A 24,540-nucleotide genomic window follows, 5' to 3' on the forward strand; every position below is an offset into this window, starting at 1 on the left:
ACCAATCGGACTTTTATGGGCAGTTGATCCCCCACCTAACTTCTTTGCTTTCGCTGAATTTTGAGGTGGGGGTCTTACTGCCCATTAAAGCGGGATAAATCTACTTACAATAACTACCTAAATTAACAGAAAATTGTTATAATTAAACATAAGGAGGGATACTATGAAAAAAATCATATCTATATGCGCTCTAACCGCTCTATCTTTCACTTTAATAGGCTGTGCCAGTACCTCAGCTACAGACAAATCTCCACAAACTAAACAAGAACAGAAACAAAATGCCTTTCAATTAAACTCCGCAAATATTACAGATATCGAAATACTTAGCACAAAAAATAACAACGTTTCAAAATCTCAAACAGATAACGAAGAAATGATACAATCAATCGTTTCAGCAGTTCAAAAAGGAACGCCTAAAACAATTACACTAGATCAAAAAAAGCGAGAATCTGCACATTCTACTATAACCGTTACATATAAAGATGACGCAAAAGAAGAGTTTCTTGTGTGGGTTGATAATAAGGAGCAAATTACGATTGCGAAAGATGAGAAGAAAGATAAAGTTGAAGGTGTGGTAGTGAACATTAAAGATGCGAAAATGATGAAGGATTTCTTTTAAAATTCTAATATAATTGATGTTAAAAAAGAGTAGGATTACATCCTACTCTTTTTTAATCATGTCCAATAAATAAATTTTTATAAAGTGAAACTTTAATCAGTGGGGGTTTTCTTCATCCCCCACTGATTATTAGCCCTCACCAATCGGACGTTTACGGACAGCCCGACTCCCACCTAACTTCTTTGCTCCAACTGAATTTTGAGGTGGGAGTTTTACTGTCCGTTAACGCGGGATAAAATCTATTTAAGGTCTAATTTTGCTAAATCATGTTGTAAAACATTATTTCCTTCTTGTGGGTTAAATACTATTGCACTAAGACCAAAAACATTCGTAACAACATCTCTATCTTTCGAACGAATGATTCTTACTTCATAAGCAAAAACTCCTGGAGGAAGAGCTGCTGAACGAAAAGTAACATATCGATTAGGTGCCAATGTTTGTGTTGAAGGGTCTACTAATGGTAACAATACCGGAGAACCCGATGACCAATCAAACATTTCAACAGTTACTGTATGAGTATCATCTGGATCAACATTCATAGCTTCCACAGTAAGAAACAACGTAGCGGAATGTCTACGTAATACACCCGTTGACAAAGTTTCATTGTGATGTTTATGACATTTTCCAGGAGGATGACCATAGCCATAACTCATATCAATTCCCCCCTTTCATTTACAATTAAGGACAAGTATTCCTTATAATATATAATGCTAGTATTATTTTAATGAAAGGTATAAAAGCGGATTTCCATCTGTATTTTTGGATATTTTGTTTTTCATTTATTCCCTCTTAATGAATAATATAGATTCTCCTATTTTGTCCTTGAACTCTTTCTAAGGATAAATAAGTCTATTTTGGAAAAGACCTGCTCCATTCATTCGTAAAAACATAAAGTAGATGGAATCCGTTAAAACACATGAGTGGACCTTTAGTTTTCCCCTCCTATTAAAAGGAGGAACTATGATGGGCTGTGGCTTCGCCGGAGGATTTGCTTTATTGGTTGTATTGTTTATTTTATTAATCATCGTTGGAGCTGCTTGCTTCTGCTAAAAAACTATCGGAAAGACACTCATGTGAGTGTCTTTTCTTTATATGTAAAAAAAGCCCACCTATTTCCGTAGGCGGGCCTTATCTTTATTACACAATAAGAAAGTATACTCTCTTTTCCTCTGAATTTTTATGTAATTATACATATCCATAAAAATAGATAAAGTTGTTATTACAATATATTTTCCACATTCAACTTAGTTATCATTAGCATGTTTTTCTATAAAATCAAGGATCCTGGCATTAACTTCGTTAGAGAACTCACCATTGATTCATCGTAGGCAATTTGAAAGTCTTTTTTTCCTTTTTCAGATGTAAAGTGACCAATCTTATTATCCTCTCTCTTCATTTAAATTCCTCCTTTCTACAAATATACGGATGAACTTTATCTATATATTCATGGTAATCATCCATTGAAAATTTATCTTCTTTAAAGAAAAACTCTTATTTAGAAAAAAGAAAAAGACACCTTAAGGTGCCTTCTTCCGACTTGAACCATCTTAATTTTAATACTATGTATTGGACTCCCATCCAATTTTCATTTCACCGTATTTATCCATATTTTTAATCCAGAAAACATGAACAACATAGTATCTTATTGCTGCTTGTTCATAGCTTTCATCTGTTCTTCATACACATATTTAGTAGTCATGAAGTCGTTAGGGAAGTCGCTGATCACTTTTTTCATAACGTTCAGCTCCTCCTGGGATTTGAGTTCAATACCATTTAGATGATCAAACGCCTTAGATTGTTCCTCTGCTACGTAATTTTGTGTCATGTAATCATCTGGAAAGTCTTTCTTTGCCTTTTCTTTGACAGCATTCATGGCAGCTGCTTTATCGATATTTTTAATAGGATTTGTAAATCCCGATGCAGATTGTTGAACATCTTGTTTAGGTTTTTCTTTCTTTTCTGGTTGAGCTTGAACATCTTGTCTAGGTTGTTCTTGTTTTATTTCTTTTTTCAGTTCTGCGGGAGTTGTTGTAGCTTCTTCTTTTTTGTTTTTCCCTCCGACAACAACAATTACGACTACGGCAATCATAAACCAAAACCACCACTTTGTATAAAATGAGTTTTGCATAGTTCTCTTCCTCCGATTATAGGGAATGTATAATTTCTCATCTAAGCATAACAAAAATGGTTACAACTATTATATCGAATTTTGTCGCTGAAAATAAAAAAAGAGAGCCGCAGCCCTCATTGGTGAATTTAGTGAAATTATGTGATTTTTATCTCTATCAAATGGACATGATTTCTTTTATGATGAAATCATTTCACAATATGTCTTTATTATTTTGCAACAATTTCACGTACAATGAAACCTGCTTAGCAAAGCGTCAGCTGTAAGGAGATCCCTTCTATCATCTTCTCGCCTCATACAACCGATTTGCTTTATACGAGCAAACGAAAAACATACATGTCGCAACAGGGATAAATGTCAAAAACAATCCTCTCATTAATGCAAATGGTGTTTCAAATAAGAATGACCATAGAAATGATACGCCTTGCTTATCCCATAATCCAGGCGTCAAGTATAGTTCTTTCGGATTTACAAATGCTCCTAAATTCATCGTATTACTATACATAAATAAAAATAATATCGGTAAATAACAGATCGCTAATTCTAAAAATGTTTTAGATAGACGTTTATACTTCCCCGCTCGTGACATTTGATCTGAGAAAATATCATCTTCACTTTCTTCATTTATCTTTTTAAAATAGTACGTACCTGTCCACCGATTACCAGCTATATGCTCCCAGCCACTATCTTCAAATAATGTACAGTAATTAATAAATTCACTTTTTCTACTAAATACCCTATGGTCTATTCTAATCGTCGCATCTTCCGGCTCTGTATATCTAAATGTATAACCAAATGTATTGCTTTCTAGTTGATAGCCTTTCCAAGCCATCTCTTCTAACCATTTTTCCTCTTTCTCAAAGTCTAAAAAGAATTTCAATCTCCACATCATCGTTTCCCCCTAACTATACGTGTAATAAACTTTTTGTAACCTCAATAATGTGCTGCATTCTCATAAAGTCTAAGTGCAATACTTCTTTCCCACGTCCCGTAATGACATACACTTTTCTTCGTTTATCTTCACTTTTCACCGATTCTATTAACCCTTGTTTTAATAAATTTTCAACCGCGCCATATAATGTACCCGCTGCAATTTTCACTTGATGATTACTCAGTTCCTCCACCTTTTGCATAATTAAATATCCATGAGCTGGCTCTAATAATGCTAAAAGGACGTAATACGTTGTTTCCGTTAATGGTAAATTTTTATCTCTATTCATAAAGACCTCCAATGTAACGATAACTATATAGCTAAACTATATAGTTAAACTGTATAGTTTGATTTTATACAGTTAGACTGTATATGTCAAATGCAAAAATAACTTTATACCCCATAACAAAAACGCTACCTTTTTAAAAAGATAGCGTTTTTGTATTACCCTTGCTTATTCTTTGCCTTCATTTGCTCTTCATAAACAAACTTTGCGGTCATAAAATCGTTAGGAAAATCTCCTAATGCCTTCTTCATCACGTTCAATTCTTCTTGTGATTTAATTTCAATACTGTTTAAGAAATCAAATGCTTTTGATTGTTCATCCGCAACAAAGTTTTGCGTCATATAATCATCCTGGAAGTCTTGCTTCGCTTTTTCTTTCACCTTGTTCATTGCATCTGTTTTATTTATACTTTTCACAGGATTTGCAAATGCGCCTGCGGGCTGTTCTGGTTTAGGTTCTTCTTTCGTTTCCGGCTGTGGAGCTGGTGCTGGTTGTTGCTTCGGTTGTTCTTGTTGAACTGGCTGTTGCACTACTTGTTGCTCTTTTTTCGCTAATTCATCTTTTAACTTCTTAACTTGCGCATCAAGAGATTTATTTTCAGTTTCTAATACACTCTTATCACTTTTTAACTTTTCCATTTCCTCAAAATGCTCATCTACTAATTTATTGTATTCCTTCTCCGTGTACATTTTTTCACTAGTTGATGTCGTTTTCCCCTTCGTAATAACTACATTAATAATTACAAGTAACACTATAATTCCTATTAACGCAGCAACAATCTTCTTTTTGTTCATTCTTAATCCTCCAAAATGTAAAATTACCAAAGTCATCATAACAGATGCAGTTATTTTCTTTTGTCACATTATGTCGAACTAAAATAATAAAAGACGCTGCCCTATAAGGACATCTCCTTTTCTAATGTTTACAAAACACTCTAAACAAATATTGAAAATAGCTTTGTTTATTCCCATAAAATCGCAAGCATATTCCACTAATGATATTGATTATCATTTGCATTTAATTGGTGATATAATGATTTCATCAAATATAAGGAGGAAGCAACAGTAAGTGAAAATATAAAAAAGCGAGGTGAACAATCTGTTACTAACAAAAGAGAAACTATAGATAAAAATATGCTTAGGGTGTAAAAGAGTGTATATTTGTCTATATTTTTAGTAGCAGGAAATTATGATTACATTTTGTACCCCCAAAAATGTATGTGTCTTTTCTATTATCCTATTTTCTATATTCTCTTCGTCACTATCATCGCAACAAGTAATGGCAGCAGAAGATCCAGAAACTCCAGTAAAAATAATGAATCCCGCTGAACCTTCCAAACCCGAAAACTATATTCAAAGTAAAGATTCATTATATGAAGAAACAGGAGGCCTTTATACAGAAGAGGACCTTAAAAACGCCATACCTAAAGATAAAACAAAAACGCCGGACAACTCCATCAAATTAAATCCATCATTTGAGAAAACACCTATGAAAGAAAAAGATAAGAAGCAACAATTTGCACCACCAACTTATCCCAGCAATGATCCTTTTCCTACTAAAGCAACCGTTCCAAAAACTACAGGGACCTCTAATTCTAAAACGTCGGTATGCCCTGCATCTGTAGTTACTTCTAATGAAGATAAAACGCAATATTAACAGCAGGCTCTTGGTATACGGACTTTTTATTTGTTCCAGCGTAACTTCCATACACCATAACTGCATGAAAAAAAGTGAAAACTTCTTCGATTTCATCGAGGACGTTTTCACTTTTTAAACTAAATTTGTTACATCTCTTTTTCATTCTCACTACATAAACGTAATCGTCACTAAAGAATATCCTTCTTTCGCATTATACGGCTCCGCTTTATAAGAAACACGGCTTGCTCCTTGCGGATAACCGATTTCTCCAATTACTTTTTTCACATCTTGCAATGCACCATCCATTGATTGTTTATAAAGAATTTCAATCTTTGGTGACTTTTCTTTATAACGTTGCTGCATTTTATTTTTGAATTCATTATAGTTATTTGCGATGTATTCATTTCCTAAATAATTTAACTTTGTATCTTTTAATATTTGCTGATATGCAGTTGTTTTCGTACCACCTGCCGCAATTTTATTTGTTAATGTACTATAATAATTTGTTGTAGCTTGCGGATAGTCCCCGCGGTTCCACTCATGATTTCTTGCAATTTGCTCGTCAGATAAGTTGAAATAAGAATACGTTACGCGGCCTTGTTCATCTGGAACTGGATCATCGAATGTTGTATCAAGGTGATACCATTTGTTTTCGATTTTCACCAAGTTCCAAGCATGAGGCTGACCGTCTCCAGTTCCTACTACAAAATGATTCTCAATTCCAGCTTCTTTTAATAATTGATAGGTTAATAGTGCGTAACCTTGACAAACCGCAGAACGATTTACGAGTGCTTCATATGCTGTGTAAGCTTTATAAGACGTATCATAAGAAACGTGTTTTACAACATAATCATGAATCGCCTTCACTTTTTCGTGATCATCCATTCCAACTTGCGTAATCGAAGAAACGATTGCCTTTGCTTGCTTCATTACATATTCCGTTTGTTCTTTCGTTTCACGGTATGTAATCTTTAACGTAAACGTATAATTACCAGGCGATCCAGAAAGTCCATATGAAACATTCGATCTATTATTATTTGTATACTCATTTTTACTTGCAACTTCTTTATAGGCGTTAAAAAGTGTATTCATCACTTCTTTTGTATTACTATTTTTCGTTTTATACGGAAGTGTAATATTCGTTTCATACGCATTAATACGCTTTTGCACTTCATCTTTGAATGCTGCTAATAATGCCGCATCCCCTGTATCTTGCACCGCAACTTCAGGCTTTTTATATTTCAAAGTATTATATAAAAACTGTGCATATTGTTCACGTTTCACCGTACTATATGGCTCAAATTTTCCTTCGCCTGTACCAGAAGCAATCCCGTTTGATTGCACTGCACTAATTGCATTTTCACCCCAAAAACCACTTGGAACATCGTTAAATGTATGCTTTTGTTTCGCAGAAAGTTGGAAAGCGTTTGTTAAAATTTGTGCCATTTCTGCACGATTCACAGGAGCTTTCGGTCTAAAATTCCCTTTCTCATCCCCTTTAAATACCCCTGCATTCGTTAACATTAAAATTTCCTCAGGAAACATCGTAGAGTTTTGATTAATATCGCCATAAGGATTATTAAACTTAGATCCATCCTTTAATACATAAAGAGCATTATTACTACTAAATGTTCCTCCTTGTTTATTCGGTAGCATAACTCGATACACTAAAGCTGCAACTTGCTCCCTCGTTGCAACATCTCCAAAACCAAACTTCCCATTTCCATAACCGGAAATAATATTTTTACCCGCTAAATCTTTAATCGCCGGATACGACCAATGCGATGTAGGCACATCAGAAAAAACAACCGCCTCAGCAGCTCTCACATCACTGCCATTTGTATACAATAAAGCACCACCAATAAGTGATAATGATGTAATTGATTTTAATAGTTTTGTGTACATAATTCCTTCTCCCAATTCGTTCTCTATTTATGTTATGTTTTGTCGAAAAATCTAAAAGAATATGACAAAACATATTATACAATTAAAACTTTTTGAGGGATACACTAATTTTTGAAATATGCAAAAACTCATATTAGTATATTTTTCCGTATTAATATTATGTTGTTTTTCTTGCGAATATATAAACAAAAGAGAAATACAACATACAAACAGCCCAAGTTCCTCATGAAAACTTGGGCTACTTCTTATACTTTTGTGCAAAAACAATAAGAATTTGGCCATACGACCACGATTACTGTAACAAAGGTTTTTACTAGAACCTTCTACACTATTTAACTGACTCTACTTGTTTTTCTAATTCTCTTCCAAGGAATGTAGCAAGCTCAAGCATACCAAATTGATTCGCTACAAACTCTGCGTCAGAATTATAGTTTGTGTTCGTATTAATATCATACGTATAGATTGTTCCATCCGCACTGCGAATAAATTCAATACCAGCAACAGCGATTTCATTTTCCTTCAAAAACTCTTTGTATTGTTCAATAATTGGCTCTTGGAAGCCTGATATAATTTCAAATTTTGTTGACGTCTCTTTCTTACTCTCTTCTCCTACTGGGCAAAAAGCATCTTGAATCGAACATGCATCTGCTGGACAAAGCTCAAACCCTTCTGATGTATCTACTTTAACCGCATATACAAACTGGCCGCCTACAAACTCACAACGTGTAATATATGGTTCTGGCGCTTCAATATATTGCTGGATTAAAGTAATTCCATCAATGGGTTCTTCAAACGCCGGACCATCCAAATATTGTTCTAAAGCATCAATGGAATGAAACAGTTGAACACCAAGGCCTTTACCTGCACGGTTATGTTTTGTAATGAACGGTACTTCCCCTAACTCCCTTGCTGCTTTTACTATATGATCACGACCAACAGCACCAATTGTTTTCGGCACTTGTATTCCAAACTTTCTTAATGCTGCATATTGATTCAATTTACTTACTTCAAGACGTAATGCACGAGACCCATTAAATACTGTGCGCCCGTATCCCTCTAGCCAAGCAAGAACCCCTTCAGTTAATTCAGGTGCATATCGATGCCCTCTCGTATGTGAAGAAGCACTCATGCGGCTATAAAAAACACCTTTGGGAGGTTCTTGTTCTAATGAAAGTGTTCCTTCATTTAAAAGCCATTCCTCATACGGTAACTCCAGTTCTTCCAACCTTTTCACTAAATGATTCGTCCATTCCTTATTCTCATGTAATATGTAAATTTTACTCATTTGTAATCAATTCCTTTCTTTTCGCTTCAACTAATGGCATCACTTTTTCAGAAAATCGTTTCATCTCTTCAAGCTGTGGTGAAAATTGTAAAAGTAATAACGTAACACCCACTTTTTCAAAAGCAAGTATTCTTTCTGCAATTTGTTCTGGTGTTCCGATTAAATTAGGACGTAACCCTCGATTCGATACGGAATAATCATTGAGCTTTACTTGCTGTTCCAACTGCGATTTACTCACAAAATCTTGGTAACCCGCGTAACCTAACGCATCATCTTTCACATCCGTTATGCGTTTCCATTCTTCTACTGCCTCTTCTTCTGTATCACGACAAATGACGTAAGCCGCCAGCCCGAATGACTGCAATGGCTCCTCTGTGACTTTCTTTCTACGATTCTTCATATCTTCTATTTTCACAGCTACTTCTTCCACTGTTCCCCCGTGCATTACATACGCATCTGCGTGATTTACAATAACCTCTTTTCCTCTCTCACTCTCACCACCTGCATAAAGCTTGATGCCTTGTTTCTGCACAGGTTTTGGACTTAAGTTTGTATGCTGAAGCTCATAAAAGTTCCCTTTATAAGAAAACTTGTCTTCTTTCCAAAGACCCTTCAAAACTGTTACAAATTCCTCTGTACGATCATATCTTTCATCATGTGCGGTAAATACTCCGCCGTACTGTTTCGCTTCTTCTTCCCACCATGCTGAAACTACATTTAATGTAAAACGGCCATTACTTAATTGATCGATATTTGCTGCCATTTTCGCTGTAACCGCTGGATTGTGGAAGCCAGGTCTTACAGCTGTCATAATCTCTAATTTATCCGTTACTGCTGCAAGTGCTGCCGCAGTTGTCCACGCCTCTAAACTTGGTGCTGAAACACCTTTTATATCATTTAAATTTAATTCTGCAATCAGTGTTGTTGAAAAACCTAATTGTTCTGCCGCTTGCGCTGTTTGTTTTGCATACTCAAACGTAGGCGGCATAGATTCATCATCTACATTTCGAAGCCATCCCCCAAAAATCGGTAACCAAAAACCATACTCCACTACCTATTCCCCCTTTATCTTTTAGCCATAAAAAAAGCTACTCTTATCGAAATAAGAGTAGCCTTCTTGACTAAGTGAACCGCTCTTATCTTTCAGGTTTTTTTTCACCTGCAGGATTTGGCACCTTTCGTCTAAAACGAGGTTGCCGAAGTTTCATAGGGCCCGTCCCTCCACTTCTCAACATAAGAATTGTTTGATTGTTTTTTATTTATTATAATCATCTGAATAATAAAAATCAATACTTCAATACTTATTTTTCCGATAAACATTAAATGATATATGAAAAATCATATTGTTATAGAGATTTATAAGGGGATTATGTTGTTTTACTTGCGGATATAGAGAGGGGTATATTGTATCTTGTCGAAAACATCATGTATAACCAAGTTGCTTTACTTCTATCTTAAAAATACAGCAAAAGAGGTGTTAGTAGCATGAAAAATATACGATGCGAGAATTGTGGTTCTACTACATTTAAAGAAGGAAGAGTTGGATTTGCTTATCATGCATATGTTTGTGAAGATGATTCCAGTAGGCTCTTTTCAGTGGGAAAACGTTCCAAACTATTAACTACATTTTGTTTAGAGTGCGGTGAGGTGAAATCATTTAGAGTGGAGAAGCCGGAGATATTTAATGAATAAAACACTAGAATCAGGATGTCCTCTATATAGAAAAAACTAGTAATTCATACACTACTTTTGTTAAAAATGAATATTTTTCAAGAAGATAAAAAGAACTAATCCCTAAAAGAGATTAGTTCAATATATCCAGAGTTATTATTATAGTACATAGTTTTATGAGCAAATGTTATATAATGTTGTGTGGGATACATAACCTGTCATCCCTTTATAAGTAACCTTTAACCACTGTTTAGAATTACTATAATGCCCTTGAACATACTCACCAGTTACCCATGTTCCAGTAATTTTCTCACCACTATTAAATGTATGTAAGACAGGTGATCCAACAGTGTAACCACTGCGCATCTTTGCACCATATGTACCTACCGTACCTCCCTTTGCACAAGCTGCTACTACTGTTTCATTTTCAGTAGTATTCGTAGCCGCGAAAGCAGAGCCGTTAAATGTAAACAAAGTAAAAATAAAAGCTGTTAATAAAGTACAAATAGATAAGCGACGTAACAAAATAAATTCCCCCTTTTTTTATAATTTATTTCTTCACAAACGATTATCTTAAATATTCTAACTATTTGCAATATATTAATGTTGAGAAATATTAGTTGGAGTTTTGAAATAAAATTTTATCAAAAATATTAACAAACTCATATTTTACAGAGAGAGCCCGGAAGTAGTCTTCTACCAACTATATAAAAGCCCCTCCACCTTATTCCAATTCCTATTTCAAACTACCCGCAATCTCCGTAAAGATAACTCCAAGCGCATGTGCACCTGCATCTGGATAGCCTAAGCTTCTTTCACCAACTGTACCGGCGCGGCCCATGCGAGCTACGATTTCTTTCGTATACTCTGCTCCTTTTTCAAAGGCAATTTTCACTATGTTTAAAATATATGAACACATAAATCCATTTACTTTTTACGAAAATAAAATTGTATTGTTTAGAATTTTAATGTTAATCAATTTGAAACTTTATGAGTTAATTAAATGTGATATTTAAAGAAGGAATTTGTGATGAAATACCCACATGATGGAATTAATGTTAAAAAACAAAAAAAACTCTAACTAATTCGTCATGGCGATTTAGTTAGAGTTTTTTTGTTTGAAGTATTCACGAGTATCTACCCTTATCTTTTCAGGTAAAACAATATCAAGTTCTTTATCTAACCATGCAAGAGTCTTTTTACGAAGAAACTCACGCATGTGTTCTTCTGCTTCAAGCATCACTAAGTTAATTGTACAAGAAGAATTGCTAGGTTCACAAGAATTACAAGCCTCGTCTCGATATAGTAGGCCATTCTGCACAATATTTTTACATTGAAAAATAGGTTTTGGACCTTCGACAGCTTCTATTACATCCCAAAAAGAGATATCTTCTGGAGACTTAGCTAACCTATACCCTCCCTTTACACCTGGGACAGAATTCACAATGTCAGCTTTAGATAATTTACCGAAAACTTTTGAAAGAAATGTTTCAGAAAGTCCTTGAAACTCTGCCAAATCTTTTATTCCAACACTTTCTTTGGAAGGAGTATTAATTAAATAAACTAGGCAATGCAAGGCATATTCAACCCCAACACTATATTGCATATACAAATCACCTGCTTTTTATTTTAAGGGTTATCAAATTGTATCTTAGGACCATTTAGAATTTTAGTCAAATAAAAAAGGGCTCTTTTAGAATAGTGTGTATTTCAATTGACAAAAATAATTTCAGAGTTTATATTAAAGACCAAGTTAATCGACGATTAACTTGGTCGGCAATAAAAACGTAAAAACTTTTAAAAAGGGGAAATACAAATGAACAAAACACTTATCATAAACGCACATCCGAAAGTGGATGATCCATCATCAGTCAGCATTAAGGTTCTTAACCACTTTTTAGTATCTTATAAAGAATTAATTCCTAATAATGAAACGATTGAACAGATTAATTTATACGATGATGTAGTACCAATGATAGATAAAACTGTTTTAAGCGCATGGGAAAAGCAAGGAAATGGACAAAAGTTAACTAATGAAGAACAAAAAGTAACAGAGCGTATGTCCGAGATTTTACAACAATTTAAAAGTGCAAATACGTATGTTATCGTATTACCTTTGCACAACTTTAATATTCCATCAAAATTAAAAGATTACATGGACAATATCATGATTGCACGTGAAACATTTAAATATACTGAAACTGGATCAGTCGGATTACTTAAAGATGGAAGAAGAATGCTTGTTATACAAGCAAGTGGAGGAATCTATACAAATGATGATTGGTATACAGAAGTGGAATACTCTCATAAATATTTAAAAGCAATGTTTAATTTCTTAGGTATTGAAGATTATCAAATCGTTCGTGCACAAGGAACAGCAGTACTAGATTCAAATGAAGTATTACAAAATGCATATAAAGAAGTTGAAGAAGCAGCTTCTAGATTGGCTAACAAATAAAATGAAGCTTTAATCAATGGGGGCGTTCATCCCCCACTGATTATCAGCCCTCACCAATTGGGCTTTTACGGGCAGTTGATCCCCACCTAACTTCTACGAAACAAAAGCACTCTTCTAATTAGAGTGCTTTTGTTTATATTTAATAAGTATTAATTCAGCCACTGTAATAGTTTGACAAAAAGCTTCATTTGTATTTACTAATCCTCTACATTTACTCCAACTCTAATTGCTGTATCTATTTGTTGATTGTATACCGTTACTTTTTGAAAAGGATTATGTATTAAAATAGGCGTTAAATCATACACTCCTTTTTCTTTGTTTATAGGGATTTGAGACTTTACAGTATAAACTGTATTTGGTTCTAAATCATAAAATAATACATCTTTATTATCTATAAATTTCATCTGCTCCCAATCAAAGAATTGTACTAATGCATATTGTTTTCTTGTATTGCTATTATTTCCAACTTTCGTATAGAAATTCAAATTTTTATCTTTAGTAACTTCTTGAGTCAACCATCTCTTGTAATTATTTTCTTTAGCAATAAAAACACCATCTAGCATATCCTCTGTTTTCTTTTCTCCGTAACTATTAAATTTAACTTGATTATTTACAGTCTCATCCCCTCCTACTACTGTACTGAATCTTACAAATAGAAGATTGGATGAATCCGTTTGTTTCCTAAACTCTTCATCTAATATTTTTTTATCAGGGAATTTAGCAATGACAAAAACCACATCATGTAACCCTTTTGGTAATGGTGGGATTTCTATAGGAACTTCTACTGATTCTCCCGCACCTACTTGAAAAGTGAAATCTTTTGCTAACTCTCTACCATCAACTTTAAATTCACTTTGTTTATAATCTACAAGAAGAAACATCTTATAAACCCTTTCAGTTTTAATTAAATTCCCTAAAGAAATAAATTTTTTAAGACTTTGGTTTTCTTCTATATTAAAGTTAAAATCTTTCTCAATTTCTCCATTTTGATTATATATCCCAACATTAATCCCACCAGTTTCGGCGAAAGGCAATTTATCTCGATTTACTGTACTAGCAATAGTTGATTTGAAATTAGTACTGTCTAATTGGATTTTAGGCTGATTATTATTTTCTTGTGTCTTTTCTGTTTCTTTTTTGCAAGCACTAAACAACAATAACATTGATAATAACAGTATATATACCAGTCTGTTTCGATTCATTTTATCACCCCTAAATAAATTCTATAAATACGAAAAGCAAATTAGAAATATATTCTAATTTGCTCATGCGAACACCCTATTTTATCAAGTTCCGTAAGCTTCACCATTATCCCAAAAATTATTACTAATAAATACTTTCGCACCTGTATAAATCTTACAAAATATCAATAACACAATCAATAACCTTTTTCAAAAATTTGGAATTACCTAATGTTTCTCAAAAATTGTATGTTTTTTTCAAATAATTCTTCTTTAAATATCTCTATGTACTGATGCCTTTTATAAAAAGATGAATCTGCAGTTTTCAAATATAATAGATGTAAAATAGAATATACGAGATAATCTCCTTATCCCACTCAAAGTACTCCATAAGGTGGCCAACATAATTTTGAAGTCCAAAATAATAAACACCACCTTTTGAAGTGCTTTCTATCAATTAGTCAGTTTTTCAACAATACAATTAAACAACCTGAACTCCATATTTATATGAGAACTCACGTTGCTTCTTTTAAAATCCTTATCTCAGTATTTATAAACACACATATCTTTACGAAGAGAATATCCAGCAAATTTACATATCAATCAACTATAAAAACCCCCTCCACCACAAGGCAGAGGGGACTTTCCAATTCCTATTTCAAACTACCAGCAATCTCCGTAAAGATAACTCCAAGTGCATGTGCACCTGCATCTGGATAGCCTAGGCTTCTTTCACCAACTGTACCGGCGCGGCCCATGCGAGCTACGATTTCTTTCGTATACTCTGCTCCTTTAACCGCTGCTTCGGCTCCTTTTTCGAAGGCAGTTTTCATGTCTTCTTCTTTTGAAGCGCTAGCTAGCCAAGAGTCTACACATGGAGCAAGTGCGTCAACAAGTGTTTTATCACCAACTACTGCTCCTCTACCGAATGATCTTTCACCGATAGATTGTATGCCTTGCAGTGCTGCTTGCAACACTTCAGCGAATTCTTTCACTGTTAGCTCACGCTTTTCGCCTGCTGCTTTACTAGCTGCGCGGAATGCTCCGCCCCAAATTGGACCAGATGCGCCACCGCAATGTTCCATAATAATCATCGAACAACCGTCAAGGAATGACCCGATCGTTACGTTCTCTTGATCTACGATAGAATGCCACTCACGTTTTAATTGCTTAAATCCTTTTGCCACACTCATTCCGAAGTCGCCGTCACCTGCATGCGTGTCTAATTCACAGAATGGCACTTCGTTTTTAATAATAACGTCGCTCATTTTATCAACGAGATAAATCATGTTGTTTAATGTAATGACATTATCTTTAATCACAGCGTGCTCTTCCGCCGTTTCTATTTCAAAGGAAACTTCCTTCTCTTCTGTCTCTTCAAGCACATTTACGTACTCAACACTTTCAACTGGTCCATCTACTTTAAACGCTGGTGTATTACATTCTTTTGATAGTAATGTTTTTAGCTCATCATCTAATTTCATTACTGTTAAAGACATACCAGCCATATCGATACTCGTCATATAATTACCAACGAATACTCTATTAATTGTAATGTTTCTAGCAGCTAGTTCTCGCGTCACTGCGTTGTTAAATAAGTAAAGTTCTTGCAGTGGTGTTCCGCCAAAACCGTTAACTAGAAGCGCAATTTCTTCGCCATCTTTTACTCCTAAATCTTTTACAAGATCATTTGTCATACGGTTCGCTAGTTCATCCGCTGACAACATTTTTTCACGTTTAATTCCTGGCTCGCCGTGAATACCTACGCCATATTCCATTTCATCTTCCGCAAGTGTGAAAGTAGGTGATCCGCTCGCTGGAACTGTACAAGACGTTAATGCTAAACCGATTGTGCGCACGTTAGCCGCTGCTTTTTCCGCTACAGCTTTCACCGCTCCTAAATCCATACCTACTTCCGCTGCTGCACCGGCAATTTTATGAACTAAAATAACGCCCGCAACGCCGCGGCGTCCTACTGTATACAAACTGTCTTCTACCGCAATATCATCATCCACTTTTACGTAGTCGACTTCAATTCCATCTTCCGTCGCTAAATGCGCTCCGTTTTTGAAATTCATAATATCGCCGCTGTAATTTTTAATAATTAATAACGTACCTTTTTTACTAGCTGTTTCTTTAATTGCTTGATATACCTGAATTTGTGAAGGTGAAGCAAACACATCTCCGCACACTGCCGCATCTAACATTCCTTTTCCGACTAGTCCTGCATGCGCTGGCTCATGACCACTACCACCGCCACTAATTAACGTTACTTTATTTTCGTTCATTTCTTTCTTCTTAATCACTTTATATTTTTTCAAAAGCTCAAGCTCTGGATGAGCCATAACCATTCCGTTGCACATTTCCATTACTAATGTTTCTGGTTTGTTTATAATCTTTTTCATTGTGATTCTCCCTCAATTCCTTTAATATATTGTGATATATTTGAAATCTTCTTCTTACTATCCATGTTAAAATGAAAGCGTTTTATAGTAAACGGACAAAATGGACAATCTGTCTAAAGACACCGCTCTCATTTGTAGGTAGGATTTTCATATTAATAACATTCTAGGGATGATTCACATGACCTCTTCTATAATTTCTAAAAAGATAATCGCAAATTCATTGAAGTATTTAATGGAAACAGAGTCCTTTCATAAAATATCAGTGAGCGATATTATGTTACACTGTCAAATGCGTAGGCAAACTTTTTATTATCATTTCAAAGATAAATTTGAACTATTAAGTTGGATTTATAAAGAAGAAACAAAAGAGAACATTATCGACTTTCTCGACTATGAAACGTGGGAAAACATTTTCGATTTATTATTTGATTACTTTTATGAAAATCAAAAATTTTACCGAAATGCTTTTAAAGTCATTGAGCAAAACTCGTTTAATCACTATTTATTTGAGCATACGAAAAACTTATATATGAAAATTATTGATGAATTATCTGTGAGCTGTGGATTCTGCCTTTCTGATGAGACAAAAAATACGATTGCCTCCTTTTATAGTCACGGCTTCGTTGGGACAATAAAAGATTGGATTGAAAGTAAATGCGAAGTAGATCCGTCCATTATGTCTTCTCTCATGAAAAATATGATAAACAATCAATTACTACTTTTACTCGAGCAATCAGCAAAGTAATTAAAGGGTGGCAAAAGCAATGAAAAAGATTATGAATGATGTACAACATATCGTTCAAGATATGATGCATGGCTTTTATTTTGAACATAACGACAAAGTATATTACGACGAAACAAATAACATCATTTATGTAAAAGATATCGAGAAACTGAAGCAAAACGTTGTCATTATAAGCGGCGGTGGTAGCGGACATGAGCCTGCTGATATCGGTTATGTAGGAAAAGGTATGCTGACGGCGGCAGTAAACGGCAGCATCTTCACTCCGCCTACAGTGGAACAAATCGTCGCAGCAACTCGCCTCATGCCAAAAGATAAAAGTATTTTATTCATCATCAAAAACTTTACAGATGACGTAGCAAACTTTCTAGCAGCAGAACAAATCGTGAAAGAAGAAGGAAGACAAATTGACCACATCATCGTAAATGACGACGTTTCAATTGAAGATGATGCTTCTTTTAATAAAAGAAGACGCGGCGTCGCTGGTACTGTTTTCGTTCAAAAAATACTCGGTGCGGCCGCTCTTGCAGGTCACTCTTTAGAAGAATTAACAACACTCGGCCGTTCTATCACCGAAAGCTTACACACATTAGGGGTCGCCCTTTCACCTGCAAACGATCCATTGAAAGGAAAAGCTTCATTTTCATTAAACGACGATGAAGTCTTTTACGGCGTCGGCATTCACGGAGAAAAAGGATACCGTAAAGAAGCATTATCCTCTTCTGAAATATTAGCAATCGAACTAATGAACAAACTTAAAAGCATTTATCGCTGGAGAAAAGGTGACAACTTCGCCATCCTCATTAACGGACTAGGCGCAACTCCACTAATGGAGCAATACATTTTCGCAAATGACATTCGACGCTTATGTGAGCTGGAAGGCTTACATGTGGAGTTCGTGAAAGTTGGTACCCTTCTAACTTCTTTAGATATGAAAGGTGTATCGCTCAGTTTGCTTAAGGTAGAAGATTTGGATTGGGTGAAGTGGTTGAAAGAAAGTACGGAAACTGCTAGTTGGTAATACAATGAAAGTATAGGTTGTTTCTTGAAATAAATTTTTAAATAACTCAAAATAACAAGCAAAAAGTCCCTTCAAAGTTAAAGGGACTTTTTAGTATGTAGAAATTAGCCTAAACCTAAGATTACATCTCTTGAAAGGGGGCATTTTTATGTTATTCAGGTTTATTGAGGAGCTTTTGTTTGAAGCAACTTTAGCCCCATGCCAATAAAAATCAGTCCTGTTATCTTATTTAGAATCATTCCTACCTTTTGGTTTCCTCTTAATTTTTTTGTAACATATGAAGAGAAATAAGCAACAAATAAACACCATAATAGTCCGGTTACTGTAAAAGTAAGTCCTAAAATGATAAAAGGCATAGGACCTGAAGCCTTTGTATCTATAAATTGCGGAAGAAACGCAATAAAGAATAAAGAGACTTTTGGATTCGTCAGACTTGTTAAAAGTCCTTGTACATATATCTTTCTAATGTTCAATTTATTGGATGAGGCCTGGAAAGCTACATTTGTCTTATCAAGTATCATTTTAATCCCTAAATATACAAGATAGATAACACCTATAACCTTAATAGTGTTAAATAGCAAAATAGATTTTGTAAGTATAATAGATAAACCAAAAGCAACCAACAACGTATGAACTAAAGAACCAGTAATAATACCAAAAACAGAATACACACCTGCTTTTCTACCTTGTGAAATACTTCTCCCCACAATATACATGGTGTCTGCACCAGGAATTAAATTCAATAAAATTCCTGTTAGTAAAAACACTTCATAATTAATAATACCGTACATTTTAGCACCTCTATCTATTTTTTTGGTGCCCTTATTGATACTAAATTAAATAGACGAAAAAAGAAAGTATTTTCTATTTATTCAATAAAATTAGTGGATTTTTGAATCTACAAACGAAATCCAGCTATTTAAAAATTCAATTACTGAAGAATTCTGCCCTCAATATTACAGCAAATTCACATCAAAAATGTAAATCCTCATTTCCTTGATATTTTCCTTTACTAAGTCTTTTTCTTATAAATAATTCTGCAACAATTAAATTGGGTACCCACGCTAACCAAGCAATAATAGCGTAACTAAGTTCAAAACGCTCTATTCCAAATAGAACGATAAACAACGGTAGCCAAATTCTTAATGTAACTGCTCCAAAGGTTAAAGAATAATTTCTAATCATCCAATTCCGATGATCTTTAATTTTTTTATTCTTAATTCTATTTAATGCTTGATATGCTGATGTTAGCCAAAATACGGATAACAAACCGAAACCTAACTTCGCTACCAATCCACCCGTAGCATAAAAGGATAGGTATAATCCAGAAACGCCTCCTAATAATATACCAACCATATAGATTCTCCCAATTATTCGATGACGGTTGATATTCCTTTCTCTAAATCTAGTGGATAATGTAAACGGACCAATTACTAATGCTACTATACTAGTTGTAATATGTATAAATAGCATCATATACCAGAACGCACTTAATTTAGACCCAAACATAAGCTTCACTTTTACAAGCCCTGTTTGAAATCCATCCATAATAAAATATTGGACAACAATATAACTAGCTACTAAAAAAGCAAAACAAGTAACTACAAACCAAATTTTCCTGTTCAAATTTTACTGCCTCCTTACTACATTAAGGAATTAGATTATTCATTACTGTTCATTCTAGGGAAAAATAGAAAAGCCTTCTTTTATGATCTATTCAGCACATTGTTTTTATAATCGAGATCGTAGCTTACAGATCTCCAGGATAATAAATGAACATCGCCCCTACAAATGAACACACTAAACAAAAAACAGCTTCGTATTTTATGACTAAAGAAGAGTTCGTATCAAGCTTTTTGACCTCTCTTTTTAATATCATTTTAAATAATGCTGTATATAATATTTTATATAATACATACCCAACAATCGCCCCGAGGGTATTCGTAAATAAATCATCAACATCTGTAATTCTATTATTTAGTAATTGATTTAACTCAATTGCCAATGAAAAAAAGAATCCCGCACATACGGTGTTTTTCATCTTTCTAAACTGCGGCCAAATAGTCGGTAATAAAAAACCTAATGGCATAAACAGTACAATGTTCAAAAGATACGTCGTACTACCTGCCGTATCAAATAGAGTCAAGTTGATTTGACTTACACGAATCCACGTTTCATATCTACTTATATCCCATACAGTCGCGATCTGAGTCACCCTATACACTAACGAAAGGTAGAACAGAAAAACATATACCCATAGAAAATGCCGAACAGATATAGTTCTTTTCACTTTAAAATAAAATCCAATTTGAAACACAATACAAAACATAATAGTAAACAAATAAGTATACAAATAACTCATCAAAACTCCTGTATCCATGTAGAATCCCCTAACTTTACAATTTCATCTATGACTTTGTTGTTTATAGGATAGGGAAAACTTTTAAAATAAAAAGTGGGGTAAATATAAAATTTTTCTTAAATCTTATGTTGGGTTTTATTATTACTCTTCTTAGTAATCCGCCATTTATAGCTAGGCAACAACATGCTTAAACTTAACAATATTATCATTTTTGCACGTAATCCTCGTAATACTTTAACCGATGAAGCATATATAAAATCATGTGAATCGTTTGTTCAGTTAAAACATGAAATTAAGAAATATATGACGTACTATAATCACTCTTGCTATCAATAGAATGTAAAGAAGATGACTCCTGTTTGCATACAGAAATCATTTTTTTAGAATGTCCTTTACAAAGGGTACAGATCAAGGGGATCAACTATACCTTCTTCCCTTAAAATCACTAAAACCCATTTACAAATCTATAAAAGTAGATATAATATCCTTATGGAACCTTTATTAATTTATAAAGCATTGTCAAATGAAACAAGATGTCAAATTTTATCATGGTTGAAAAATCCAGAAAACCATTTCGACGAAAAACCTTATCTAGAACAAGACCTTAACTTTCAAGTTGGCGTATGCGTAGGAGATATCCAGCTTAAAACTGGCTTAGCCCAATCGGTTATTTCTAGTTATTTATTAACTATGAAAAAAGCAGGCTTACTAGAGTCTGACCGAATCGGAAAATGGACCTACTATCGGCGAAATGAAAAAACAATACGAGAGTTTTCTGAATACGTCCAAAACGAATTATAAAATGAAAGCTAATAATTAATCAGCATACTAATTGATTATTAGCTTTCACACATTCTGCTTTTTTACAGGTATCCAATTACTTTTTTATAAATTGCACTGCCTATAAGAGCAAGAAACTTCGAAAGGAGAAATTTTTTTAACATATCATATCTAGTTATTTAGATATCTGTTATTGTATTTAAAATTACATACTCCTTATAATATTGGCATCCAATTATGCTTATAATAAAGCTTCTTTGTTAATGAATTTATTTTCAAAATACTGATACGAATGGAGAGTTTTATAAATGAAAAAAGTAAATCCTTTACTTATTCTGACACTCGCAATAGGTGTGTTCGGAATTATTACTACCGAGATGGGTATTGTCGGCGTATTACCACAAATCACTGAAAAATTTGGAATTTCAACTACACAAGCTGGGTTTTTAGTAAGTATATTTGCACTAGTTGTTGCTATTTCTGGTCCATTTTTAATTCTGCTCGTCTCTAGTATGAATCGCAAAATAATTTTATTAACAGCAATTTTCATATTTGTTATTTCAAATTTAATCTACGCTTATACAACACAATTTGAAATCATGCTTATTTTTCGTATTTTACCGGCAGCGCTTCATCCACTCTTCTTTTCAATCGCTCTTGTAACAGCTGCTAAACTTGTCCCTCCAGAAAAGAGTAGTCAAGCAGTTACAAAAGTTTTCATGGGAATTACTGTTGGTTTTGCTTTAGGTGTACCACTAACCTCTTACCTTGCAGACCAATTTTCACTCGAAATGGCTTTCTTATTCGGAGCGTTCGTTAACACTGTTGCATTCATTGGAATACTACTCCTACTTCCTTCTATGCCTGTTAAAGAAAAAATGTCTTTCGGCAAACAAATTCGTATACTCGGCAAACCAGGATTATGGTTAAATATTTTAACCGTCACATTCCTTTTTGCGGCCATGTTTTCCGTATACAGCTACTTCGCTGAGTACCTTGCAAAAGTAACTTCCATGAATGGATCTCTCATCAGTATCATGCTATTCATATTTGGTATAGTTATGATTTTAGGTAATCATTTATTTGGTGGTCTCCTGCAAAAAAGCATAATAAACACTGTAATATCATTCCCTATTCTATATTCTATTGTTTACATATTGGTTTATTATTTAGGTTCCTACCTTGTTCCAATGATTTTTATCGTATTCATTTGGGGAATCGTACATGCTGGTGGATTAATTGTTGGTCAAACATGGTTAATAAGTGAAGCTAAAGAAGCACCTGAATTTGGTAACAGTCTATTCGTTTCGTTCTCAAATCTCGGAATTACTTTAGGAACCACTATTGGGGGCTGGTTCATTTCAAACTTAGGTATTCATCAGCTTATTTGGAGCGGATTTATATTCACACTACTCTCATTTCTATTAATTATAATAAAACTAAAATTTTTCAATTCTAATAGCCAGGCTTCATTATCAAGCTAGTACATTTTCAGTTCCAAATTCGATAAAAAACATTATACATTCTTCTTATAAGATTTTATTAACTAAAAAGTATAATGCTCAAAGCCTTTAGCCATAATTACGACTAAAGGCTTTTTTGTATATAAAAATAATTTTAAAAGGAGCTAATTTTATGGAACATAATCAAAATGGAGTACTTGCTTTAATTGTTTTGTTTTTAGGATTAGTGTTTTTTGTTAGTGGAATGGTTTATCATTTATGGGGTTCTTTTTAATAGTACGATTGTAATCACTACTCATAAATACCCTCAAGTATATCGTTCCTTTATTAATTTCAACGTTTAGACAGATACATAATTCCAAAACTAAAACGTTTATTGCGATTATCGATATGGAACATTTCCCAAAACAACTTAACATGGTAAAATAATATTCGGACAGGAGTCCAATATTATTAAAATTAAGATGGTTCAAGTCGGAGGAAGGCACCTTAGGGTGTCTTTTCTTTATTTTCAAAAGGACCCGCTCAATTATTGTGTAAAAAACATAAAGTAAGTTGAATCCATTAAAATACATGAGTGACCCCTTGTTTTCCCCTCTTATTAAAGGAGGAACTATTATGGGATTTGGTGGTAGTTGTAGTAGTGGTTGTGGCGGCGGCTTTGCTTTACTAGTTGTATTGTTTATTTTATTGATCATTGTTGGAGCTTCTTGCTTCTGCTAAAAACTATCGGAAACGACACTCTTATATGGGTGTCGTTTCTTTGTAATAAAAATCATCCAAATTAGTTATTTACACAGCACTTTATTCCTTCGCATCCCTCATACTGTAATACCCCAAATTAATAATAACCAAGAAATACCCACCCATAATTCCAGCTGCAAATGTCCACATGTACTCACGGTGTTCAATTTCATACATAATAATCGCGCCGAGTATTGCCGCTGCAAACCGATTCATCATGCCAAGCATTGGTGCTTTTTCTTTTTTTACGATGCTATTTCCGAACTTTTCGATACGCCTCCCTAAAATCCAGGCGCAGTACATACTCACTAAAAGGCCGATGCTTATCCCTACAAACTGGGCTTGAAAAGGTGTCAGCAACCATCCCAGTAACATCACGCCTAGTAAACAATATATTTGTATGTTAAATGATCTTAATGCCATACGAATCATGTTATGCTGCTACTAAAAATATAAACAAATGTATATTCTTAGAGTATTCCTGCTTCTACGTGCCCTGCCTCGCTAATTACTTGCTACTACAGTTTGCTGTGACACTCCACAGGCGTAAATTCCGATGTAGCCCACCGTACATATATACAATCTATTTACGTTAGTATTGTATATTTTTTTGCTTGTAAAAGGTTGATAGATGCATTTAAATCTCGGTCTATTACATTTCCGCAATCACATGTATATACTCGGTCAGACAGCTTTAAATCCGACTTTTTTTGACCGCAACATGAACATGTTTTAGAAGATGGATAGAATCTGTCCACTTGCCGTAGTTCAATTCCATATTCCCTACATTTCGTTGATAACAATGTTTTAAAAGCATAAAAAAATTGTTGTGCTACAGCTTTAGATAGATGTTTGTTCTTCATCATACCTTTCACATTCAAATCTTCTACTGTAATAAACGTTGGCTTGGTTTTCACCACA

At 34.2% G+C, this 24,540-nt stretch carries 28 protein-coding genes, 3 pseudogenes and 1 riboswitch; of the genes and pseudogenes, 12 read left to right on the top strand and 19 right to left on the bottom strand.

The features are described 5' to 3' along the window. Positions 1-163: 163 nt before the first annotated feature. Positions 164-619, top strand: coding sequence for an LptM family lipoprotein (locus FOT98_RS25185; protein ID WP_063263598.1), 456 nt, complete (start codon positions 164-166; stop codon positions 617-619). Positions 620-858: 239 nt separating this feature from the next. Here FOT98_RS25185 and FOT98_RS25190 read toward each other — a convergent pair whose 3' ends face one another. Continuing rightward, on the bottom strand, positions 859-1,272 hold the full coding sequence (locus FOT98_RS25190) for a hypothetical protein (RefSeq protein ID WP_000120201.1): 414 nt from the start codon (positions 1,270-1,272) through the stop codon (positions 859-861). Positions 1,273-1,579: 307 nt separating this feature from the next. Between FOT98_RS25190 and FOT98_RS25195 the strand changes: the two genes are divergently transcribed. Then, positions 1,580-1,669: a YjcZ family sporulation protein gene (locus tag FOT98_RS25195; RefSeq protein WP_071722112.1), complete on the top strand. Its 90-nt coding sequence runs from the start codon at positions 1,580-1,582 to the stop codon at positions 1,667-1,669. Between the two features lie 262 nt (positions 1,670-1,931). On the opposite strand, the pseudogene FOT98_RS25205 reads toward FOT98_RS25195, so the two are convergent. The 5 genes and pseudogenes from FOT98_RS25205 to FOT98_RS25225 all read right to left on the bottom strand — a co-directional run. Next, positions 1,932-2,015: pseudogene (locus tag FOT98_RS25205) on the bottom strand (carboxylesterase); the annotation flags it as partial. 246 nt (positions 2,016-2,261) lie between these two features. Then, entirely contained in the window at positions 2,262-2,747 is a 486-nt protein-coding gene (locus FOT98_RS25210) for a hypothetical protein (RefSeq protein WP_063263597.1), read from the bottom strand. 280 nt (positions 2,748-3,027) lie between these two features. Next, the gene (locus tag FOT98_RS25215; protein WP_063263596.1) at positions 3,028-3,639 is read right to left on the bottom strand and encodes a DUF2812 domain-containing protein; all 612 of its coding nucleotides are present in this window, start codon (positions 3,637-3,639) and stop codon (positions 3,028-3,030) included. Between the two features lie 13 nt (positions 3,640-3,652). Next, entirely contained in the window at positions 3,653-3,967 is a 315-nt protein-coding gene (locus tag FOT98_RS25220) for a PadR family transcriptional regulator (RefSeq protein WP_063263595.1), read from the bottom strand. A 155-nt stretch (positions 3,968-4,122) separates the two neighbouring features. Continuing rightward, positions 4,123-4,758 (bottom strand): hypothetical protein, encoded by a 636-nt coding sequence (locus FOT98_RS25225; RefSeq protein WP_063263594.1) that lies wholly within the window; start codon positions 4,756-4,758, stop codon positions 4,123-4,125. Between the two features lie 276 nt (positions 4,759-5,034). Between FOT98_RS25225 and FOT98_RS33495 the strand changes: the two are divergent. Together FOT98_RS33495 and FOT98_RS25235 are read left to right on the top strand one after the other, a co-directional pair. Next, positions 5,035-5,109, top strand: a pseudogene (locus tag FOT98_RS33495) (RNA-guided endonuclease TnpB family protein); the annotation flags it as partial. 43 nt (positions 5,110-5,152) lie between these two features. Next, the gene (locus FOT98_RS25235; protein WP_235608062.1) at positions 5,153-5,620 is read left to right on the top strand and encodes a hypothetical protein; all 468 of its coding nucleotides are present in this window, start codon (positions 5,153-5,155) and stop codon (positions 5,618-5,620) included. Between the two features lie 150 nt (positions 5,621-5,770). On the opposite strand, the gene FOT98_RS25240 is transcribed toward FOT98_RS25235, so the two are convergent. From FOT98_RS25240 to FOT98_RS25250, 3 genes are all read right to left on the bottom strand, one after another. Then, the gene (locus FOT98_RS25240; protein WP_063263593.1) at positions 5,771-7,507 is read right to left on the bottom strand and encodes an S-layer homology domain-containing protein; all 1,737 of its coding nucleotides are present in this window, start codon (positions 7,505-7,507) and stop codon (positions 5,771-5,773) included. Between the two features lie 328 nt (positions 7,508-7,835). Then, positions 7,836-8,792 carry an ATP-grasp domain-containing protein gene (locus FOT98_RS25245; RefSeq protein ID WP_063263592.1) on the bottom strand — a complete coding sequence of 319 codons (957 nt, stop codon included), beginning with the start codon at positions 8,790-8,792 and terminating at the stop codon, positions 7,836-7,838. Further along, positions 8,785-9,843, bottom strand: coding sequence for an LLM class flavin-dependent oxidoreductase (locus FOT98_RS25250; RefSeq protein ID WP_063263591.1), 1,059 nt, complete (start codon positions 9,841-9,843; stop codon positions 8,785-8,787). Before FOT98_RS25250 ends, FOT98_RS25245 begins: the two co-directional genes overlap by 8 nt. 82 nt (positions 9,844-9,925) lie before the next feature. After that, a riboswitch (SAM riboswitch) is annotated at positions 9,926-10,032 on the bottom strand. Positions 10,033-10,277: 245 nt separating this feature from the next. Here FOT98_RS25250 and FOT98_RS25255 point away from each other — a divergent pair. Further along, positions 10,278-10,484, top strand: coding sequence for a hypothetical protein (locus FOT98_RS25255; RefSeq protein ID WP_063263590.1), 207 nt, complete (start codon positions 10,278-10,280; stop codon positions 10,482-10,484). Between the two features lie 153 nt (positions 10,485-10,637). On the opposite strand, the gene FOT98_RS25260 is transcribed toward FOT98_RS25255, so the two are convergent. The 3 genes from FOT98_RS25260 to FOT98_RS25270 all read right to left on the bottom strand — a co-directional run bounded on the left by FOT98_RS25260 (position 10,638) and on the right by FOT98_RS25270 (position 12,069). Beyond that, positions 10,638-10,988, bottom strand: coding sequence for an SH3 domain-containing protein (locus FOT98_RS25260; protein ID WP_063263589.1), 351 nt, complete (start codon positions 10,986-10,988; stop codon positions 10,638-10,640). Positions 10,989-11,199: 211 nt separating this feature from the next. After that, entirely contained in the window at positions 11,200-11,382 is a 183-nt protein-coding gene (locus FOT98_RS25265; protein WP_000337298.1) for a DAK2 domain-containing protein, read from the bottom strand. 180 nt (positions 11,383-11,562) lie between these two features. Then, on the bottom strand, positions 11,563-12,069 hold the full coding sequence (locus FOT98_RS25270) for an RrF2 family transcriptional regulator (protein WP_016101675.1): 507 nt from the start codon (positions 12,067-12,069) through the stop codon (positions 11,563-11,565). A 210-nt stretch (positions 12,070-12,279) separates the two neighbouring features. Here FOT98_RS25270 and FOT98_RS25275 point away from each other — a divergent pair, with 210 nt between their 5' ends. Next, a complete protein-coding gene (locus tag FOT98_RS25275) occupies positions 12,280-12,921 on the top strand; it encodes an FMN-dependent NADH-azoreductase (RefSeq protein WP_063263588.1) in 642 nt (213 codons plus the stop codon). 197 nt (positions 12,922-13,118) lie between these two features. Here FOT98_RS25275 and FOT98_RS25280 read toward each other — a convergent pair whose 3' ends face one another. Continuing rightward, positions 13,119-14,123, bottom strand: a complete 1,005-nt coding sequence (locus FOT98_RS25280) for a hypothetical protein (RefSeq protein ID WP_063263587.1) — start codon at positions 14,121-14,123, stop codon at positions 13,119-13,121. Positions 14,124-14,755: 632 nt separating this feature from the next. Continuing rightward, the gene (gene dhaK / locus FOT98_RS25285) at positions 14,756-16,507 is read right to left on the bottom strand and encodes a dihydroxyacetone kinase subunit DhaK (protein WP_064774887.1); all 1,752 of its coding nucleotides are present in this window, start codon (positions 16,505-16,507) and stop codon (positions 14,756-14,758) included. A 178-nt stretch (positions 16,508-16,685) separates the two neighbouring features. Between dhaK and dhaS the strand changes: the two genes are divergently transcribed. Then, complete coding sequence (gene dhaS / locus FOT98_RS25295) at positions 16,686-17,252, top strand: dihydroxyacetone kinase transcriptional activator DhaS (protein ID WP_063263586.1); 567 nt, start codon at positions 16,686-16,688, stop codon at positions 17,250-17,252. A 19-nt stretch (positions 17,253-17,271) separates the two neighbouring features. Further along, entirely contained in the window at positions 17,272-18,270 is a 999-nt protein-coding gene (gene dhaQ, locus FOT98_RS25300; RefSeq protein WP_063263585.1) for a DhaKLM operon coactivator DhaQ, read from the top strand. A 161-nt stretch (positions 18,271-18,431) separates the two neighbouring features. Here the strand turns inward: dhaQ and FOT98_RS25305 are convergent, their stop codons facing one another. From FOT98_RS25305 to FOT98_RS25315, 3 genes are all read right to left on the bottom strand, one after another. After that, entirely contained in the window at positions 18,432-19,061 is a 630-nt protein-coding gene (locus tag FOT98_RS25305; protein WP_063263584.1) for a LysE family translocator, read from the bottom strand. A 181-nt stretch (positions 19,062-19,242) separates the two neighbouring features. Continuing rightward, a complete protein-coding gene (locus FOT98_RS25310) occupies positions 19,243-19,896 on the bottom strand; it encodes a DUF2306 domain-containing protein (protein ID WP_063263583.1) in 654 nt (217 codons plus the stop codon). Positions 19,897-20,020: 124 nt separating this feature from the next. Next, positions 20,021-20,650 carry a VanZ family protein gene (locus tag FOT98_RS25315; protein WP_063263582.1) on the bottom strand — a complete coding sequence of 210 codons (630 nt, stop codon included), beginning with the start codon at positions 20,648-20,650 and terminating at the stop codon, positions 20,021-20,023. Between the two features lie 216 nt (positions 20,651-20,866). On the opposite strand from FOT98_RS25315, the pseudogene FOT98_RS25320 reads away from it, so the two are divergent. The 4 genes and pseudogenes from FOT98_RS25320 to FOT98_RS25335 all read left to right on the top strand — a co-directional run. Further along, positions 20,867-20,968: pseudogene (locus FOT98_RS25320) on the top strand (TetR family transcriptional regulator); the annotation flags it as partial. A gap of 153 nt (positions 20,969-21,121) precedes the next feature. Further along, positions 21,122-21,433, top strand: coding sequence for an ArsR/SmtB family transcription factor (locus tag FOT98_RS25325; protein WP_000433539.1), 312 nt, complete (start codon positions 21,122-21,124; stop codon positions 21,431-21,433). Positions 21,434-21,720: 287 nt separating this feature from the next. Further along, positions 21,721-22,896 carry an MFS transporter gene (locus FOT98_RS25330; protein ID WP_063263581.1) on the top strand — a complete coding sequence of 392 codons (1,176 nt, stop codon included), beginning with the start codon at positions 21,721-21,723 and terminating at the stop codon, positions 22,894-22,896. A 597-nt stretch (positions 22,897-23,493) separates the two neighbouring features. Further along, positions 23,494-23,598: a YjcZ family sporulation protein gene (locus tag FOT98_RS25335; RefSeq protein ID WP_000505689.1), complete on the top strand. Its 105-nt coding sequence runs from the start codon at positions 23,494-23,496 to the stop codon at positions 23,596-23,598. Between the two features lie 81 nt (positions 23,599-23,679). On the opposite strand, the gene FOT98_RS25340 is transcribed toward FOT98_RS25335, so the two are convergent. Beyond that, positions 23,680-24,051, bottom strand: coding sequence for an ATP synthase subunit I (locus tag FOT98_RS25340; protein WP_063263580.1), 372 nt, complete (start codon positions 24,049-24,051; stop codon positions 23,680-23,682). A gap of 155 nt (positions 24,052-24,206) precedes the next feature. Beyond that, a partial coding sequence (locus FOT98_RS25350) for an RNA-guided endonuclease InsQ/TnpB family protein (RefSeq protein ID WP_144291174.1) occupies positions 24,207-24,540 on the bottom strand: 334 nt, incomplete at its 5' end.

Source organism: Bacillus sp. HY001 (assembly GCF_007558965.1).
Taxonomy (GTDB): domain Bacteria; phylum Bacillota; class Bacilli; order Bacillales; family Bacillaceae_G; genus Bacillus_A; species Bacillus_A mobilis.

Coding starts and splice junctions, on each gene's coding strand:
- FOT98_RS25185 (WP_063263598.1), top strand. CDS start 164: ATGAAAAAAATCATATCTATATGCGCTCTAACCGCTCTATCTTTCACT.
- FOT98_RS25190 (WP_000120201.1), bottom strand. CDS start 1,272: ATGAGTTATGGCTATGGTCATCCTCCTGGAAAATGTCATAAACATCAC.
- FOT98_RS25195 (WP_071722112.1), top strand. CDS start 1,580: ATGATGGGCTGTGGCTTCGCCGGAGGATTTGCTTTATTGGTTGTATTG.
- FOT98_RS25210 (WP_063263597.1), bottom strand. CDS start 2,747: ATGCAAAACTCATTTTATACAAAGTGGTGGTTTTGGTTTATGATTGCC.
- FOT98_RS25215 (WP_063263596.1), bottom strand. CDS start 3,639: ATGATGTGGAGATTGAAATTCTTTTTAGACTTTGAGAAAGAGGAAAAA.
- FOT98_RS25220 (WP_063263595.1), bottom strand. CDS start 3,967: ATGAATAGAGATAAAAATTTACCATTAACGGAAACAACGTATTACGTC.
- FOT98_RS25225 (WP_063263594.1), bottom strand. CDS start 4,758: ATGAACAAAAAGAAGATTGTTGCTGCGTTAATAGGAATTATAGTGTTA.
- FOT98_RS25235 (WP_235608062.1), top strand. CDS start 5,153: ATGATTACATTTTGTACCCCCAAAAATGTATGTGTCTTTTCTATTATC.
- FOT98_RS25240 (WP_063263593.1), bottom strand. CDS start 7,507: ATGTACACAAAACTATTAAAATCAATTACATCATTATCACTTATTGGT.
- FOT98_RS25245 (WP_063263592.1), bottom strand. CDS start 8,792: ATGAGTAAAATTTACATATTACATGAGAATAAGGAATGGACGAATCAT.
- FOT98_RS25255 (WP_063263590.1), top strand. CDS start 10,278: ATGAAAAATATACGATGCGAGAATTGTGGTTCTACTACATTTAAAGAA.
- FOT98_RS25265 (WP_000337298.1), bottom strand. CDS start 11,382: ATGTGTTCATATATTTTAAACATAGTGAAAATTGCCTTTGAAAAAGGA.
- FOT98_RS25270 (WP_016101675.1), bottom strand. CDS start 12,069: ATGCAATATAGTGTTGGGGTTGAATATGCCTTGCATTGCCTAGTTTAT.
- FOT98_RS25275 (WP_063263588.1), top strand. CDS start 12,280: ATGAACAAAACACTTATCATAAACGCACATCCGAAAGTGGATGATCCA.
- FOT98_RS25280 (WP_063263587.1), bottom strand. CDS start 14,123: ATGAATCGAAACAGACTGGTATATATACTGTTATTATCAATGTTATTG.
- dhaK (WP_064774887.1), bottom strand. CDS start 16,507: ATGAAAAAGATTATAAACAAACCAGAAACATTAGTAATGGAAATGTGC.
- dhaS (WP_063263586.1), top strand. CDS start 16,686: ATGACCTCTTCTATAATTTCTAAAAAGATAATCGCAAATTCATTGAAG.
- dhaQ (WP_063263585.1), top strand. CDS start 17,272: ATGAAAAAGATTATGAATGATGTACAACATATCGTTCAAGATATGATG.
- FOT98_RS25305 (WP_063263584.1), bottom strand. CDS start 19,061: ATGTACGGTATTATTAATTATGAAGTGTTTTTACTAACAGGAATTTTA.
- FOT98_RS25315 (WP_063263582.1), bottom strand. CDS start 20,650: ATGGATACAGGAGTTTTGATGAGTTATTTGTATACTTATTTGTTTACT.
- FOT98_RS25325 (WP_000433539.1), top strand. CDS start 21,122: ATGGAACCTTTATTAATTTATAAAGCATTGTCAAATGAAACAAGATGT.
- FOT98_RS25330 (WP_063263581.1), top strand. CDS start 21,721: ATGAAAAAAGTAAATCCTTTACTTATTCTGACACTCGCAATAGGTGTG.
- FOT98_RS25335 (WP_000505689.1), top strand. CDS start 23,494: ATGGGATTTGGTGGTAGTTGTAGTAGTGGTTGTGGCGGCGGCTTTGCT.
- FOT98_RS25340 (WP_063263580.1), bottom strand. CDS start 24,051: ATGATTCGTATGGCATTAAGATCATTTAACATACAAATATATTGTTTA.